The 15,371-nt window shown below is 68.3% G+C and carries 11 protein-coding genes; 10 read left to right on the top strand and 1 reads right to left on the bottom strand.

Annotated elements, in window-relative coordinates; translation table 11 throughout:
- Positions 1-27: 27 nt before the first annotated feature.
- Positions 28-510 (bottom strand): DUF707 domain-containing protein, encoded by a 483-nt coding sequence (locus FHS88_RS19930; RefSeq protein WP_184487251.1) that lies wholly within the window; start codon positions 508-510, stop codon positions 28-30.
- A 152-nt stretch (positions 511-662) separates the two neighbouring features.
- Here FHS88_RS19930 and FHS88_RS19935 point away from each other — a divergent pair, with 152 nt between their 5' ends.
- The 10 genes from FHS88_RS19935 to FHS88_RS19980 all read left to right on the top strand — a co-directional run.
- Entirely contained in the window at positions 663-2,651 is a 1,989-nt protein-coding gene (locus FHS88_RS19935; protein ID WP_184487252.1) for a glycosyltransferase, read from the top strand.
- A gap of 342 nt (positions 2,652-2,993) precedes the next feature.
- Positions 2,994-3,428 carry a 50S ribosomal protein L11 gene (gene rplK, locus FHS88_RS19940; RefSeq protein WP_184487253.1) on the top strand — a complete coding sequence of 145 codons (435 nt, stop codon included), beginning with the start codon at positions 2,994-2,996 and terminating at the stop codon, positions 3,426-3,428.
- A gap of 4 nt (positions 3,429-3,432) precedes the next feature.
- Positions 3,433-4,134 carry a 50S ribosomal protein L1 gene (rplA, locus tag FHS88_RS19945; RefSeq protein ID WP_184487254.1) on the top strand — a complete coding sequence of 234 codons (702 nt, stop codon included), beginning with the start codon at positions 3,433-3,435 and terminating at the stop codon, positions 4,132-4,134.
- Between the two features lie 291 nt (positions 4,135-4,425).
- Positions 4,426-4,950, top strand: coding sequence for a 50S ribosomal protein L10 (rplJ, locus tag FHS88_RS19950; RefSeq protein ID WP_184487255.1), 525 nt, complete (start codon positions 4,426-4,428; stop codon positions 4,948-4,950).
- A gap of 109 nt (positions 4,951-5,059) precedes the next feature.
- Positions 5,060-5,443: a 50S ribosomal protein L7/L12 gene (gene rplL / locus FHS88_RS19955; RefSeq protein ID WP_184487256.1), complete on the top strand. Its 384-nt coding sequence runs from the start codon at positions 5,060-5,062 to the stop codon at positions 5,441-5,443.
- Positions 5,444-5,625: 182 nt separating this feature from the next.
- Positions 5,626-9,810, top strand: coding sequence for a DNA-directed RNA polymerase subunit beta (gene rpoB / locus FHS88_RS19960; RefSeq protein WP_184487257.1), 4,185 nt, complete (start codon positions 5,626-5,628; stop codon positions 9,808-9,810).
- A gap of 79 nt (positions 9,811-9,889) precedes the next feature.
- A complete protein-coding gene (rpoC, locus tag FHS88_RS19965) occupies positions 9,890-14,062 on the top strand; it encodes a DNA-directed RNA polymerase subunit beta' (RefSeq protein WP_184487258.1) in 4,173 nt (1,390 codons plus the stop codon).
- Positions 14,063-14,389: 327 nt separating this feature from the next.
- The gene (gene rpsL / locus FHS88_RS19970; protein WP_137127375.1) at positions 14,390-14,761 is read left to right on the top strand and encodes a 30S ribosomal protein S12; all 372 of its coding nucleotides are present in this window, start codon (positions 14,390-14,392) and stop codon (positions 14,759-14,761) included.
- Between the two features lie 11 nt (positions 14,762-14,772).
- A complete protein-coding gene (gene rpsG / locus FHS88_RS19975) occupies positions 14,773-15,249 on the top strand; it encodes a 30S ribosomal protein S7 (protein WP_184487259.1) in 477 nt (158 codons plus the stop codon).
- A 27-nt stretch (positions 15,250-15,276) separates the two neighbouring features.
- Positions 15,277-15,371, top strand: a 95-nt coding sequence (locus FHS88_RS19980) for a GTP-binding protein (protein ID WP_155888827.1), incomplete at its 3' end; no start/stop codon positions are given.

A 15,371-nucleotide genomic window follows, 5' to 3' on the forward strand; every position in this document is an offset into this window, starting at 1 on the left:
GATCAACGCCAATCTCCATGCCAGAGATCAGCTTGGAATCACGTCCGGCCCCGGCTGGGAATCCCCCCAAGCGCCAGTTTGTCCACGCGGCCTAATATCCTGTCCGCTATTATCCCGAACCATGAAGGGATTGGAGATCTTGCCCTTGGGATCGTGGGACGGGCTGGAAACCCAAAACCCGAATCGTTCCGCTATCGCGAAGCAGCGCTCGATATCCTCGGGCGCAATCTGCATGTCGTCATCCGCAACCCAGACGTAATCGTACGCCGAGATCGCCAAGTCTCCACGACGCCAAAGGTTCCAGAGGTTCTGATACTTGCCGCCCTTGATCCGGAAGCACCGATCGGACAACTTCTCCAGCGCTTCGAATTCGGCCTCATCGTCATCATAGTATGCGACGACAAGATCGAACGACCGCTCCTGCCCTTGACGGGTCCACGTCCGAACCAGGTTGCGTGCGCCGGCGCTGGTGAACAGGCAGAACCTTCGAGCCGGCTCCAGCGACGTCAATGGGCTCTCCGACATCCGCCATAGCACGCAAGAGCAGCACCCCCTGCGCGAACCGAGGTTCACTATCTCCTTTCCTGCTGGCGTGACAAGGTCAACGACCGGCGGAGACGAGCAGATCGTCCGCCTTCGGCCGAACGCCATCTGAGTCCGCCATGCCCCTCCTCCTCCTCGACCCCAACCTCGACCGCGAGCACGGCCACCATCTCGAATGGGATCTCGCCATCGCGCGTGCCGCGCAGGCGCGGGGGGAGGGCGTCCGCATCATCGCCCATCGCGACTTCCCCTCGGACAACGCCGCCAGCATCCCCGTTCTGCCCTGGTTCACCTTCACGACCTACGGCACCGCCTCCAGCGACCCCGTCACCGGCCGCTACGACGATTTCCGCCTGTTCAACGAGGCGCTGGCCGCCGACCTCGCCACCCTGCCACCCGACACGCTGCGCGCCGGGGATGCGGTGCTCGCGCCGACGCTGAACGAGAACCATCTTCTCGGCTACGCCACGTGGATGAAGGGCTTCGACGCCGCCCGCGCGCCGCTCTTCCTGCTCCATCTTCTCTTCCCCGCCGGCCAGGGCAGCAGGCCGGGCGACCCGCTCACCGCGCTCTTCTACCGGCTCGGCCTGCGCAAGGCCGAGGAACCGGGCGCGGAGATCCACCTCTTCGCCGCCGGCGCGCAGATCGCGCGCGACTTCACGGCCATGCTCGGCCGGCCCGTGGCGCCGTATCCCGTCCCGCTCGCGCCGCGACGGTCGGGACCGCGGCCGGCCGGCGCCCGACCGGCCTGCCTGCTCTTCGTGGGAGATGCCAAATCCGACAAGGGCGTCCTGCTGCTGCCCGCCCTTGCCGAGGCGCTCGCCGCCGCGCATCCCGGCTGGGACTTCGTGATCCATGCCAACAGGGCCACCGCCTGGGGGCCCGCCGCCACCGCCCTTCAGAACCTCGCCGCCATCGCCGCGCGCCGCGGCAACATCCACCTTCACACCGCGCGGCTGGACCGCCCGGCCTACGAGGCCCTGCTCGAAAGCGCTGATGCGCTGTTCTGCACCCACGACCCCGCGGCCTATGCCGCGAAATCCTCCGGCGTCGTGTGGGAGGCGATCAGCCTGGGCGTGCCGCTCATCGTCCCGCGCGACACTTGGCTTTCCCGCGAGGCCGAGGAGTGGAACGCCGGCGCTCTCACCGTGCCGGAGCATTCCCCCGAGGCGCTTGCCGCCGCCTTCGACCGCTTCCTCGCCGAACGCGAGCGGCTCTGCGCCGCTTCCGCCGCCGCGGCCGGGCGCTTCCACGCCGTCAACGGCGCCGATCGGCTAATCGAGCAGATCTGGTCCCTCTGGCGCCCGGCGCTGCCCGCCCAGGCCGCGCCGCGGCCCGCGACGCCAGGAGGCGCCGGCGCCGAGGGCGCCGGCACCGCCCATTGGCTCGGCCACGACGCCGAACTGACCTTCCCATGGCCCGCCGGCGAGGCCTGGCAGATCGAGATCGCCACCGCTCGCCGCATCGCCCCCGAGCAGGTGGAGGTGACCAGCGACACCGAGACCCCGGGGCGCGTGACCATCCTCTCAGACGGGCGCGACCATCGCGATGGCCAGATCCGCCTGCGCGTCAGCCTCGTCCGCCCGAGCCTGCGACCGCCTGCCTCAGCCTCGCGCCCCGCCGCGCCGGACGAGCCCGACGCCTTCCGCAGCGGCCCCGTCCGGGCCGCGCGGGTCCGGCTCGACGAGATCCTGCCCGGCAGCGGGGAGGAGTACCGGCACCTCGACCTCTCCCTCCACGGCCTCGCCACGCCCGAGCACGCCTGGCCGCATGTGAAGCTCAAACTCTGCCGCATGGGGGAGGCCCGCCACCTGGAGTTCCGCCGCATGCCCGGTTGGCCCGCGATGTTCGAGGCATGGCCCGGCACCCAGACGGACCGTTACGGCGAGCTGCTGCACATCCCCGCCGATTCCGGGCCACCTCCGGCCCGCACCGCGCGCGACCGTGCCCTGCTCGATGCCCTTTCGCGCTGCCTCAAGGACGTGGTCATCGCGCTGCGCGACGGCGATCCGGAACGGGCGCAGATCCTCGAGGCCTGGATCTCGGAAGCCGAGCTGCATCAGCGCAGCCTCGCCGCGGGGCTGCGGCGGCTCGAGGCAGCGGGGTAGGGGCGTGACCGGGGGCTCCGCCCCCTGACCCCGGCCAGGGCGCTGCCCTGGACCCGCCGAGAGCCGAAAGGCCCTCGGAACCTGTCACGCCGAAAGGGCGGCAGGCATGGCGCACCAGGAAAGCCTGCGGGGCATCACGGTCGGGGCGGGCGATGGCCCTGGCGGGCAGGGCATTCAGCCTGCGCGATACCCCCCTGGACAAGCGCCGGCGCACCCGCTACACGCCGCCCCTCGCCGGCCGGCCGGGGCTTCCTCCCCGGCCTTCGGCGTTTCAGGGAACGCGGGAGGGCCTTCGGGCCCGCACGGACCGCGGGCCTCTGGCAACAGCAGAGGACTGCCACAGTGGCGAAGAAGATCGCAGGCTACATCAAACTGCAGATCCCGGCCGGCAAGGCGAACCCGTCGCCGCCCGTCGGGCCCGCGCTCGGCCAGCGCGGCCTGAACATCATGCAGTTCGTGAAGGAGTTCAACGCGGCGACGCAGCAGATGGAGCCGGGCACGCCCACGCCCGTCGTCATCACGGCGTACACCGACCGCACCTTCTCCTTCGTGACGAAGACGCCGCCCAACACCTACTTCCTGCTCAAGGCCGCGAAGCTCGAGAAGGGCTCCACCGCGCCGGGCAAGTCGGCCCCGGTCGGCCGCGTCACGAAGTCGCAGCTGGTCGAGATCGCCAAGACCAAGATGCAGCACATGAACGCGAACGACGTGGACGCGGCGGTGCGGATGCTCGCGGGCTCCGCGCGCTCCATGGGCCTGACCGTGGTGGAGGGCTGAATCCATGGCGAAGCAGGGCAAGCGCCTCAAGGCGATCTACAGCGGCTTCGACCGCGAGAAGGCCTACGCGCTGGAAGAGGCGGTGAAGCTCGCCAAGACCAACGCGAAGGCCAAGTTCGACGAGACGATCGAGATCTCGATGAACCTCGGCATCGACCCCCGCCATGCCGACCAGATGGTCCGCGGCGTGGTCGGCCTGCCGCACGGCACGGGCAAGACGGTGCGCGTGGGCGTTTTTGCCCGCGGTGCGAAGGCCGAGGAAGCCAAGGCCGCCGGCGCCGATGTGGTGGGCGCCGACGACCTGGCCGAGAAGGTCCAGGCCGGCGAGATCGCGTTCGACCGCTGCATTGCCACGCCGGACATGATGGCCCTGGTCGGCCGCCTCGGTAAGGTTCTCGGCCCCCGCGGCCTGATGCCGAACCCCAAGCTCGGCACCGTGACGATGGACGTGAAGGGGGCGGTCACCGCCGCCAAGGCCGGCCAGGTGGAGTTCCGCGCCGAGAAGGCCGGCATCGTGCATGCCGGCATCGGCAAGGCCTCCTTCGGCGAGGACCAGCTGCTCGCCAATGCGCGCGCCTTCGTCGAGGCCATCCAGCGCGCCAAGCCGGCCGGCGCGAAGGGCACCTACGTCAAGAAGGTCGCGGTGTCCTCGACCATGGGCCCCGGCGTGAAGGTGGATGTCGCCTCGCTCGCGGCGGGCGGCTGACGAGATACGCCCGGCCCCCTTGCGGGGGCGGGCGGGCAGGGCGGGGGCCGAGGCCCTTGCCCGAACCTGTCGGAGACCTCCTGCGGTCCTTCGGGGCCTTGATTCGGCATCGTGCCGGGCAGGGGAGAGACGGGGTACCACGGCGATGCTTCCCCGGGCCGGGCCCGGGGTGGCTTGACTTGGTGTTCCGGCCTGACAGGCGAACCGGGGTGCGGGGCAGGGGCCCCGGCACCCCCGAGTGAACCGGCCGGAGCCCTTCCAAAAGGCCTCGGCCACCGACGGAGACGTGGAGTGGACCGCACGGAGAAGCGTGAGTTCGTCGCCTCCCTCGCGGCCGTCTTCGCGGAGACCTCCTTCGTGCTCGTCGCCCAGAACAAGGGGCTGACGGTCGCGGATGTGAGCGATCTGCGGCGGCGGATGCGCGCGGCGGGCGCGACGTACAAGGTCGCGAAGAACCGCTTGGCCACCCTCGCCCTCGAAGGCACCCGGTTCGACGGCGTCAAGCCGCTGCTGAAGGGTCCGACCGCGCTTGCGTGGTCGAAGGATCCGGTGGCGGTGGCGAAGACCGCGGTCGAGTTCGCCAAGACGAACGACAAGTTCGTCGTCCTGGGCGGTGCGCTCGGCACCCAGACGCTGAACGCCGAAGGCGTGAAGGCGCTGGCCGAGCTGCCGTCCCTGGAAACGCTGCGGGCGCAGCTCGTGGGTCTCATCCAGACCCCGGCGACGCGCATCGCGGGCGTGCTCCAGGCCCCCGGCGGGCAGGTGGCGCGGGTCCTTTCGGCTTACGCCAAGAAGGACGAGGCCCAGGCGGCCTGAGGGCCGATGGAACAGTGCCCCCGGCGCGTTTCGCCCGCAGGTTGAGGCGGGCGGCGACGGGGGAGTTGCACAACCGAAGTCAAGCCATTAGATCAAGGAGCATTCAGACATGGCCGATCTCGCGAAGCTGGTGGACGAGCTGTCGTCCCTGACCGTCCTGGAGGCCGCCGAGCTCTCCAAGATGCTGGAGGAGAAGTGGGGCGTCTCCGCCGCGGCGCCCGTCGCCGTGGCCGCGGCCCCGGCTGCTGGCGCGGCCGCCGCCGCCCCCGCCGCCGAGGCGCAGACCGAGTTCACCGTGATCCTCGCCGCCGCCGGCGACAAGAAGATCAACGTGATCAAGGAGATCCGCACCATCACCGGCCTCGGCCTGAAGGAGGCCAAGGATCTGGTCGAGGGCGCGCCCAAGACCGTGAAGGAAGGCGTCTCGAAGGACGAGGCGGAGAAGATCAAGAAGGTGCTGGAAGAGAACGGCGCCAAGGTCGAGATCAAGTGATCTCGCCCTCCGTCCCCGTCCGGCGACGGGCGGGGATGGGGGAACAGTTCGGAACGGTGCGGGTGGGGTTGCCGGAAGGGTCCGGCATCGCCGCCCGTTCCTGCGTTGCCGGATACGGCGACAGGTGAGTTCCCCGCCGGCCGGGGTGTTCGGGCCGGGGCAGAGAGGGAAGCAGGACAGGCATGAACGCTATCACGAAGTCGTTCACCGGGCGCAAGCGGATCCGCAAGAGCTTCGGGCGTCTCCCCGAGGTCGCGCCGATGCCGAACCTCATCGACGTGCAGCGGGCTTCCTACGAAGCCTTCCTGCAGATGGAAGTCAGCCCCGACGCCCGCCTGCATGCCGGGCTGCAGGAGGTGTTCAAATCCGTCTTCCCGATCGACGACTTCGCCGGGCGCGGCCGGCTCGAGTTCGTGCAGTACGAGCTCGAGGAGCCGAAGTATGACGTCGAGGAATGCATCCAGCGCGGCCTGACCTTCGCCGCGCCGCTCAAGGTGCGCCTGCGCCTGATCGTGTGGGATGTGGACGAGGATACGGGCAGCCGTTCCGTCCGCGACATCAAGGAGCAGGATGTCTACATGGGCGACATGCCGCTCATGACGGACAACGGCACCTTCATCATCAACGGCACCGAGCGCGTCATCGTCTCCCAGATGCACCGCTCCCCGGGCGTGTTCTTCGACCACGACAAGGGCAAGACGCACAGCAGCGGCAAGTATCTCTTCGCCGCGCGCGTGATCCCCTATCGCGGCTCCTGGCTCGACTTCGAGTTCGACGCCAAGGACATCTGCTACGTCCGCATCGACCGCAAGCGCAAGCTGCCGACCACGACGCTGCTGCTCGCGCTCGATTCCGAGCGGACCGAGGCGTTGCGCGCCCAGGCGGCGGCGGAGGGGCGTGAGCTCGAGCCGCACGAGATCCGCGGCATGGACGCCGAGGAGATCCTCAACGCCTTCTACGGCCAGGTGGTGTTCTCGCGCGGGCCCAAGGGCTGGTCGCGCGCCTTCGACCCCGAGGCCTTCCGCGGCGTGAAGCTCGCCGAGCCGCTGGTGGATGCGAAGACGGGCCTCGTGGTCGCCGAGAAGGACGCGAAGCTGACGCCGCGCAGCGCGCGCAAGATCGCCGAGGCCGGGACGACCGAGGTTCTGGTCGGCCGCGCCGACCTGCTCGGCCGCTTCGTGGCTGAGGACCTCGTGGACATGCAGACCGGCGAGATCTGGGCCGAGGCCGGCGACGAGCTGACCGAGCCCAAGCTCGCTGCGATCGAGGCGGCGGGTCTCGACCGGCTGCCGACGCTCGCCATCGACCAGTCGGTGGGTCCGTGGATCCGCAACACCCTCGCGGTGGACAAGAACACCAACCGCGACGAGGCGCTGATGGACATCTACCGGGTCATGCGCCCGGGCGAGCCGCCGACGCCGGAGACCGCGGAGGCGCTGTTCAAGGGCCTCTTCTTCGACCCCGAGCGCTACGACCTTTCGGCTGTCGGCCGCGTGAAGATGAACATGCGCCTCGGTTTCTCCACCGAGGAGGTGCCGGACCACGTCCGCACGCTGCGCAAGCAGGACATCGTGGCCACGCTGCGCGTGCTGATGGACCTCAAGGACGGGCGCGGCCAGATCGACGACATCGACAACCTCGGCAACCGCCGGGTGCGCTCGGTCGGCGAGCTGATGGAGAACCAGTACCGCGTCGGGCTGCTGCGCATGGAGCGCGCGATCAAGGAGCGCATGGGGTCGGTCGATATCGACACCGTCATGCCGCATGACCTGATCAACGCGAAGCCGGCGGCGGCGGCGGTGCGCGAGTTCTTCGGCTCCTCGCAGCTCAGCCAGTTCATGGACCAGACCAACCCGCTGTCGGAGGTGACGCACAAGCGCCGCCTCTCGGCGCTGGGTCCCGGCGGCCTGACGCGCGAGCGCGCGGGCTTCGAGGTGCGCGACGTGCACCCGACGCATTACGGCCGCATCTGCCCGATCGAGACGCCGGAAGGTCCGAACATCGGCCTTATCAACTCGCTCGCCACCTTCGCCAAGGTGAACAAGTACGGCTTCATCGAGACGCCGTACCGGCTGGTGAAGGACGGCAAGATCGTGGGCGAGCCGCGCTATCTCTCCGCCATGGAGGAGGAGCGGCTGGTCGTCGCGCAGGCCGACGCCAATGTGGACGAGAGCGGCGCCTTCAAGGACGAGCTCGTCTCGGTGCGCCAGGGTGGCGATTTCCGGCTGGTGAAGCCCGAGGAGGTGACGGCGATCGACGTCTCGCCGAAGCAGCTCGTCTCCGTCGCTGCGGCGCTGATTCCGTTCCTCGAGAACGACGACGCCAACCGCGCGCTGATGGGCTCGAACATGCAGCGCCAGGCGGTGCCGCTGATCCGCGCCGATGCGCCGCTGGTGGGCACGGGCATGGAAGCCGCGGTGGCGCGGGATTCGGGCGCGACGATCGTGGCCCGACGCGACGGCGTGGTGGATTCGATCGACGGCGCGCGCATCGTGGTGCGCGCGACCGGCGAGGACGGGACGACCCGCGGCGTGGACATCTACCGCCTGCGCAAGTTCCAGCGTTCCAACCAGAGCACCTGCATCAACCAGCGCCCGCTCGTGAAGGTGGGGGATGCGGTGATGGCCGGGGACATCATCGCGGACGGTCCATCCACCGAACTTGGCGAGCTGGCGCTGGGGCGGAACGTGCTCGTCGCCTTCATGCCCTGGAACGGCTACAACTTCGAGGACAGCATCCTGATCAGCGAGCGCATCGCGAAGGATGACGTCTTCACCTCGATCCACATCGAGGAGTTCGAGGTCATGGCCCGCGACACCAAGCTGGGCCAGGAGGAGATCACCCGCGACATCCCCAATGTCGGCGAGGAGGCGCTCCGCAACCTCGACGAGGCCGGCATCGTCTATATCGGCGCGGAGGTGAACCCGGGCGACATCCTGGTCGGCAAAGTGACGCCCAAGGGCGAAAGCCCGATGACGCCCGAGGAGAAGCTTCTGCGCGCGATCTTCGGCGAGAAGGCGTCCGACGTGCGCGACACCTCGCTGAAGCTGCCGCCCGGCGTCTCGGGCACGGTGGTGGATGTGCGCGTCTTCTCCCGCCGCGGCGTGGACAAGGACGAGCGCGCCATGGCGATCGAGCGCGCGGAGATCGAGCGGCTGGCCAAGGACCGCGACGACGAGAAGGCGATCCAGGAGCGGTCCTTCTATTCGCGCCTGCGCGAGCGGCTGCTGAACCGCAAGGCCTCGGGCGGCTTCAAGGGCATCAAGGCGGGCACGGTCATCACCGACGAGGTTCTCGACCAGTTCGCCAAGGCGACCTGGCGGCAGATCGGCGTGGCCGACGACGCTGCGATGGCCGAGATCGAGGCGCTGAAGCGCGAGTTCGACGCCGCCGTCGAGCGCCTGCAGAAGCGCTTCGAGTCCAAGGTCGAGAAGCTGCAGCGCGGCGACGAGCTGCCGCCCGGCGTCATGAAGATGGTCAAGGTCTTCGTGGCTGTGAAGCGCAAGCTGCAGCCCGGCGACAAGATGGCCGGCCGACACGGCAACAAGGGCGTGGTCTCCCGCGTGGTGCCGATCGAGGACATGCCCTTCCTCGAGGACGGCAGCCATGTGGACCTGGTGCTGAACCCGCTCGGCGTGCCCTCGCGCATGAATGTGGGTCAGATCCTGGAGACCCATCTCGGTTGGGCCTGCGCGAGCCTAGGCCGGCAGGTCGGCGAGCTGGTGGAGGAATACCGCCATCGCGGTGCGCGGCGCTCCGAGCTCGAGGACAAGCTGCGCGATGTCTATGGCGAGGAGATCTTCGCCCGCGACATCGCGCCGATGACGGACGAGCAGCTCGTGGAACTCGGCGAGAACCTGAAGAAGGGCATCCCGATCGCCACGCCGGTCTTCGACGGCGCGCGCATGGCGGACATCGAGGCGATGCTCGAGAAGGCAGGCCTCGATCCCTCGGGGCAGGTCTGGCTCTATGACGGCCGCACCGGCGAACGGTTCGAGCGCAAGGTGACGGTCGGCTACATCTACATGCTGAAGCTGCACCACCTGGTGGACGACAAGATTCACGCGCGCTCGATAGGCCCCTACTCGCTCGTCACCCAGCAGCCGCTGGGCGGCAAGGCGCAGTTCGGCGGCCAGCGCTTCGGCGAGATGGAGGTCTGGGCGCTCGAGGCCTATGGCGCCGCCTACACCCTGCAGGAGATGCTGACGGTGAAGTCGGACGACGTCTCCGGCCGCACCAAGGTCTATGAGGCGATCGTGCGCGACCAGGACACCTTCGAGGCGGGCATCCCGGAATCCTTCAACGTGCTGGTGAAGGAACTGAAGTCGCTCGGCCTCAACGTCGATCTGGAGAACCGCCCGGTCTGATGCGCCGGCGCTCCGCCCCTTTCGAAACGCTCAGCCGCCGTGGCGCGCCCACGGCGGCGGCCTCATCCACGAGGACCGCATGAACGAGCTGATGAAGATCCTGGGCCAGACCGGCCAGGCGATGACCTTCGACCAGATCAAGATCACGATCGCCTCGCCCGAGCAGATCCGGTCCTGGTCCTACGGCGAGATCAAGAAGCCCGAGACCATCAACTACCGCACCTTCAAGCCGGAGCGGGACGGGCTGTTCTGCGCGCGCATCTTCGGTCCAATCAAGGACTACGAGTGCCTGTGCGGCAAGTACAAGCGGATGAAGTTCCGCGGCATCATCTGTGAGAAGTGCGGCGTCGAGGTGACGCTCGCCAAGGTGCGCCGCGAGCGCATGGGGCATATCGAGCTCGCCTCCCCGGTCGCGCATATCTGGTTCCTGAAGTCGCTGCCCAGCCGCGTCGGGCTCATGGTGGACATGAGCCTGAAGGAGCTTGAGAAGGTCCTCTACTTCGAGAACTACGTGGTGCTCGAGCCCGGGCTGACGGACCTCAAGCTCCATCAGCTGTTGAACGAGGACCAGTACCAGCAGAAGCTCGACGAGTTCGGCGAGGACGCCTTCTCGGTCGGTATTGGCGCCGAGGCCGTCAAGCAGATGCTCGGCGGGATCGACCTGCAGCAGGAAGCGGCGAAGCTGCGCGCGGAGCTGAAGGAGACGACCTCCGAGGCGAAGCGCAAGAAGCTCGTGAAGCGCCTCAAGCTGATCGAGTCCTTCGCGGAGTCGGGCGCGCATCCGCAGTGGATGATCCTGGACGTGATCCCGGTGATCCCGCCCGAGCTGCGCCCGCTGGTGCCGCTCGATGGCGGGCGCTTCGCGACCTCCGACCTCAATGACCTCTACCGGCGCGTCATCAACCGCAACAACCGCCTCAAGCGGCTGATCGAGCTGCGCGCGCCCGACATCATCGTGCGCAACGAGAAGCGCATGCTGCAGGAGGCGGTGGACGCGCTGTTCGACAACGGCCGGCGCGGGCGCGCCATCACGGGCGCAAACAAGCGTCCGCTGAAGTCGCTCTCGGACATGCTGAAGGGCAAGCAGGGGCGCTTCCGCCAGAACCTTCTCGGCAAGCGCGTGGACTATTCGGGCCGTTCGGTGATCGTGGTGGGCCCCGAGCTGAAGCTGCACCAGTGCGGGCTGCCGAAGAAGATGGCGCTCGAGCTCTTCAAGCCGTTCATCTACTCGAAGCTCGAGAAGTACGGGCACGCCACCACCATCAAGGCCGCAAAGCGGATGGTGGAGAAGGAGCGGCCGGAGGTCTGGGACATCCTCGAGGAGGTGATCCGCGAGCATCCGGTGCTGCTCAACCGCGCGCCGACGCTCCACCGCCTCGGCATCCAGGCCTTCGAGCCGGTTCTGATCGAGGGCAAGGCGATCCAGCTGCATCCGCTGGTCTGCACCGCCTTCAACGCGGACTTCGACGGCGACCAGATGGCCGTGCACGTGCCGCTGTCGCTGGAAGCGCAGCTCGAGGCGCGCGTGCTGATGATGTCCACGAACAACATCCTCAGCCCGGCGAACGGCAAGCCGATCATCGTGCCGTCGCAGGACATCGTGCTCGGGATCTACTACCTCAGCCTCGAGACGCCGGAGTTCCTGGCGACCGAGGAGAAGGACACGCCGGCCTTCGCCTCGATGGGCGAGATCGAGCAGGCGCTGTCTGCCGGCACGATCACGCTCCACAGCAAGATCCGCGCCCGGCGCCAGGCGATGAAGCCAGACGGCACGGTGGTTACCGAGCGCGTCGTCACCACGCCGGGCCGGATGATGATCGGGGCGCTGCTGCCCCTGCATCCCCAGCTTCCCTACAGCCTCGTGAACCGGCTGTTGACGAAGAAGAACGTCTCCGACGTGATCGACGCGGTGTATCGCCACTGCGGGCAGAAGGAGAGCGTGATCTTCGCCGACCGCCTGATGGGCCTCGGCTTCCGCCAGGCGGCGAAGGCCGGGATCTCCTTTGGCAAGGACGACATGGTGGTGCCTGAAAGCAAGGCTGCCCTGATCGCCAAGACGAAGGAGGAGGTGAAGGAGTTCGAGCAGCAGTACCTCGACGGCCTCATCACCGCGGGCGAGCGCTACAACAAGGTGGTCGACGCCTGGTCGCGCTGCACCGACGAGGTGGCGGCTGCGATGATGAAGGAGATCCAGAAGCAGGAGATCGGCAAGCCGACCAACTCCGTCTGGATGATGTCGCATTCCGGCGCGCGCGGCTCGCCTGCGCAGATGCGCCAGCTCGCCGGCATGCGCGGCCTGATGGCGAAGCCCTCGGGCGAGATCATCGAGCAGCCGATCATCGCGAACTTCAAGGAAGGCCTCTCGGTCCTCGAGTACTTCAACTCCACCCACGGCGCCCGCAAGGGCCTCGCGGACACGGCGCTGAAGACCGCGAACTCGGGATACCTGACGCGGCGTCTCGTGGACGTGGCGCAGGATTGCATCATCGTCGAGCAGGATTGCGGCACCGAGCGCGGCCTTACCGTGGCCGCGGCGATGGACGGCGCCGAGGTGGTGTCCTCGCTCTCCGAACGCATCCTCGGCCGGACGGCGCAGGAGGATGTGATCGACCCCGCGACCGGCGAGGTTCTGGTCGCGCGCAACACGCTGATCGAGGAAGTGGACGCGGAGCGCATCGAGAAGGCCGGCGTGGAGCAGGTGAAGATCCGCTCCGTGCTGACCTGCGATTCGCGCCAGGGCGTGTGCGGGCGCTGCTACGGTCGCGACCTTGCGCGTGGCACGCCGGTGAACATCGGCGAGGCTGTCGGCGTCATCGCCGCTCAGTCGATCGGCGAGCCGGGCACGCAGCTCACGATGCGCACCTTCCACATCGGTGGCGCGGCGCAGCGAGGTGCCGAGCAGTCCGCGGTCGAAGCGGCGGGCGACGGCACCATCAAGGTGATCAACCGTGTGGTGGTCACGAACAGCCAGAGCCAGCCGATCGTGATGTCGCGCAACTGCGAGATCGTGCTCGTGGACGGCCAGGGGCGTGAACGTTCGCGCCAGCGCGTGCCTTATGGCGCGCGCCTGCTCGCGGAGGACGGGATGGCCGTCACGCGCGGGCAGAAGCTCGCCGAGTGGGATCCCTTCACCCTGCCCATCATCACGGAGCGCGCGGGCAAGGTGGAGTTCGCCGACCTGATCGAGAACGTCACCCTGGTGGACCGCCAGGACGAGGTGACCGGCCTCTCCTTCAAGGAAGTCGTGGAGTACAAGGCGCCGGGCAAGGCCGCGGACCTGCGGCCGCGCCTGATCCTGCGCGACGAGAAGAACAACGTCGTGAAGCGCGAGAACGGGACCGAGGCGATCTATTTCCTCACGCCCGGCACCATCCTCTCCGTGGAGAACGGCGCGGCGGTCGCAGCCGGCGACGTGCTTGCGCGCCTGCCGCGCGAATCGTCCAAGACGCGCGACATCACGGGCGGCCTGCCGCGCGTGGCCGAGCTGTTCGAGGCGCGGCGCCCGAAGGATCACGCAATCATCAGCGAGATCGACGGCCGCGTGGAGTTCGGCAAGGACTACAAGGCGAAGCGCCGCATCCTCGTTGTGCCCGAGCCGGTGGGCGACGAGCAGCCTGCCCCGCGCGAGTACCTGGTGCCGAAGGGCAAGCACGTCTCGGTGCAGGAGGGCGACTACGTCAAGAAGGGCGACCCGCTCGTGGACGGGCCGCGCGTGCCGCACGACATCCTGCGCGTGCTTGGTGTCGAGAAGCTGGCCGATTACCTCGTGGAGCAGATCCAGGAGGTCTATCGGCTGCAGGGCGTGAAGATCAACGACAAGCACATCGAGGTCATCGTCCGGCAGATGCTGCAGAAGGTGGAGGTCACCGACCCTGGCGACACCACCTACCTGATCGGCGAGCAGGTGGACCGCATCGAGTTCGAGATCGAGAACGAGAAGCGGATCGCGGCTGGCGAGCGGCCGGCGGTGGCCGAGCCGGTGCTGCAGGGCATCACCAAGGCCTCGCTGCAGACGACGTCGTTCATCTCCGCCGCCTCCTTCCAGGAGACGACGCGCGTGCTGACCGAGGCCGCGACGGCGGGCAAGGTGGACTATCTGGCGGGCCTGAAAGAGAACGTGATCGTCGGGCGGCTGATCCCGGCGGGCACGGGCTCGGTCATGAACCGCCTGCGGGCGCTCGCGGTGCAGCGCGACAAGGGGCGGCTGCCGAGCAACGCGCCGGCCCTGCCGGAGCCGCACGCGGCGGAATAGGCCCGCATGGCCTGACGAGCGGAGGCCGGACCTCGCGAGGGCCGGCCTCTTTTCCTGGCGGCATCGTCGCGCCAACGGAATCGGTGCCTGATGCGCTTGACTCACACGGGGGCGGGGCGTAGATAGCCGCCCCTCGGCAGGGCCCCGGCGACGGGAGCCCTGTCAGGTTTTGGTCCACAACGCTGCGCCGCCGGCGCCGCCCCAGAGCAAGACGGGGCTGAGGCCGGCAGCGAGACGGACGCCCGGAGGGCGCGGAGAACCGCGCGATCCGGGCCTTGGTCTTTGGCAAGGCCGGCGGTGGGGATTGGATGGTTACGAAGGGGCGTCATGCCGACGATCAACCAGCTCATCGCCAAGGGGCGTGAGACGAAGCCGGCCCGGAACAAGGTTCCGGCACTGAAGGGCAGCCCGCAGAAGCGCGGCGTCTGCACGCGCGTCTACACGACCACGCCGAAGAAGCCGAACTCGGCGCTTCGCAAGGTCGCGAAGGTGCGCCTGACGAACGGCTTCGAGGTCGTCAGCTACATCCCCGGCGAAGGCCACAACCTGCAGGAGCACTCGGTCGTCCTGATCCGCGGCGGCCGCGTGAAGGACCTTCCGGGTGTGCGCTACCACATCCTGCGCGGCGTGCTCGACACCCAGGGCATCGCCAAGCGCCGCCAGCGCCGCTCGCTCTACGGCGCGAAGCGCCCGAAGTGAGGATCTGAGAGATGTCCCGTCGTCACCGCGCCGAGAAGCGCGAGGTCCTGCCCGATCCGAAGTTCGGCGACGTCGTGCTGAGCCGCTTCATGAATGTGCTCATGTATGACGGCAAGAAGAGCACCGCCGAGCGGATCGTCTATGCTGCGATGGACACGCTGAAGAAGCGCGGCGGCCCGAACAGCGACCCGCTGCGCCTGTTCCACGAGGCGATGGACAACGTGAAGCCGGCTGTCGAGGTCCGCAGCCGCCGTGTCGGCGGCGCGACATACCAGGTGCCGGTCGAGGTCCGGCCGGAGCGTCGCCAGGCGCTGGCGATCCGCTGGCTGATCGAATCCGCGCGCAAGCGCGGCGAAAACACCATGGAGGAACGCCTCTCCGGCGAGCTGATGGACGCGGCGAACAACCGTGGCGCAGCCGTGAAGAAGCGCGAGGACACGCACCGGATGGCCGAAGCCAACAAGGCTTTCAGCCACTACCGCTGGTAACGAAACCCCCGATCGGGAACGACAAAGATGGCGAAGGCGAAATTCGAGCGGACGAAGCCGCACTGCAACATTGGCACGATCGGGCATGTGGACCATGGCAAGACGTCGCTGACGGCGGCGAT

The organism is Neoroseomonas alkaliterrae (assembly GCF_014199195.1).
Taxonomy (GTDB): domain Bacteria; phylum Pseudomonadota; class Alphaproteobacteria; order Acetobacterales; family Acetobacteraceae; genus Neoroseomonas; species Neoroseomonas alkaliterrae.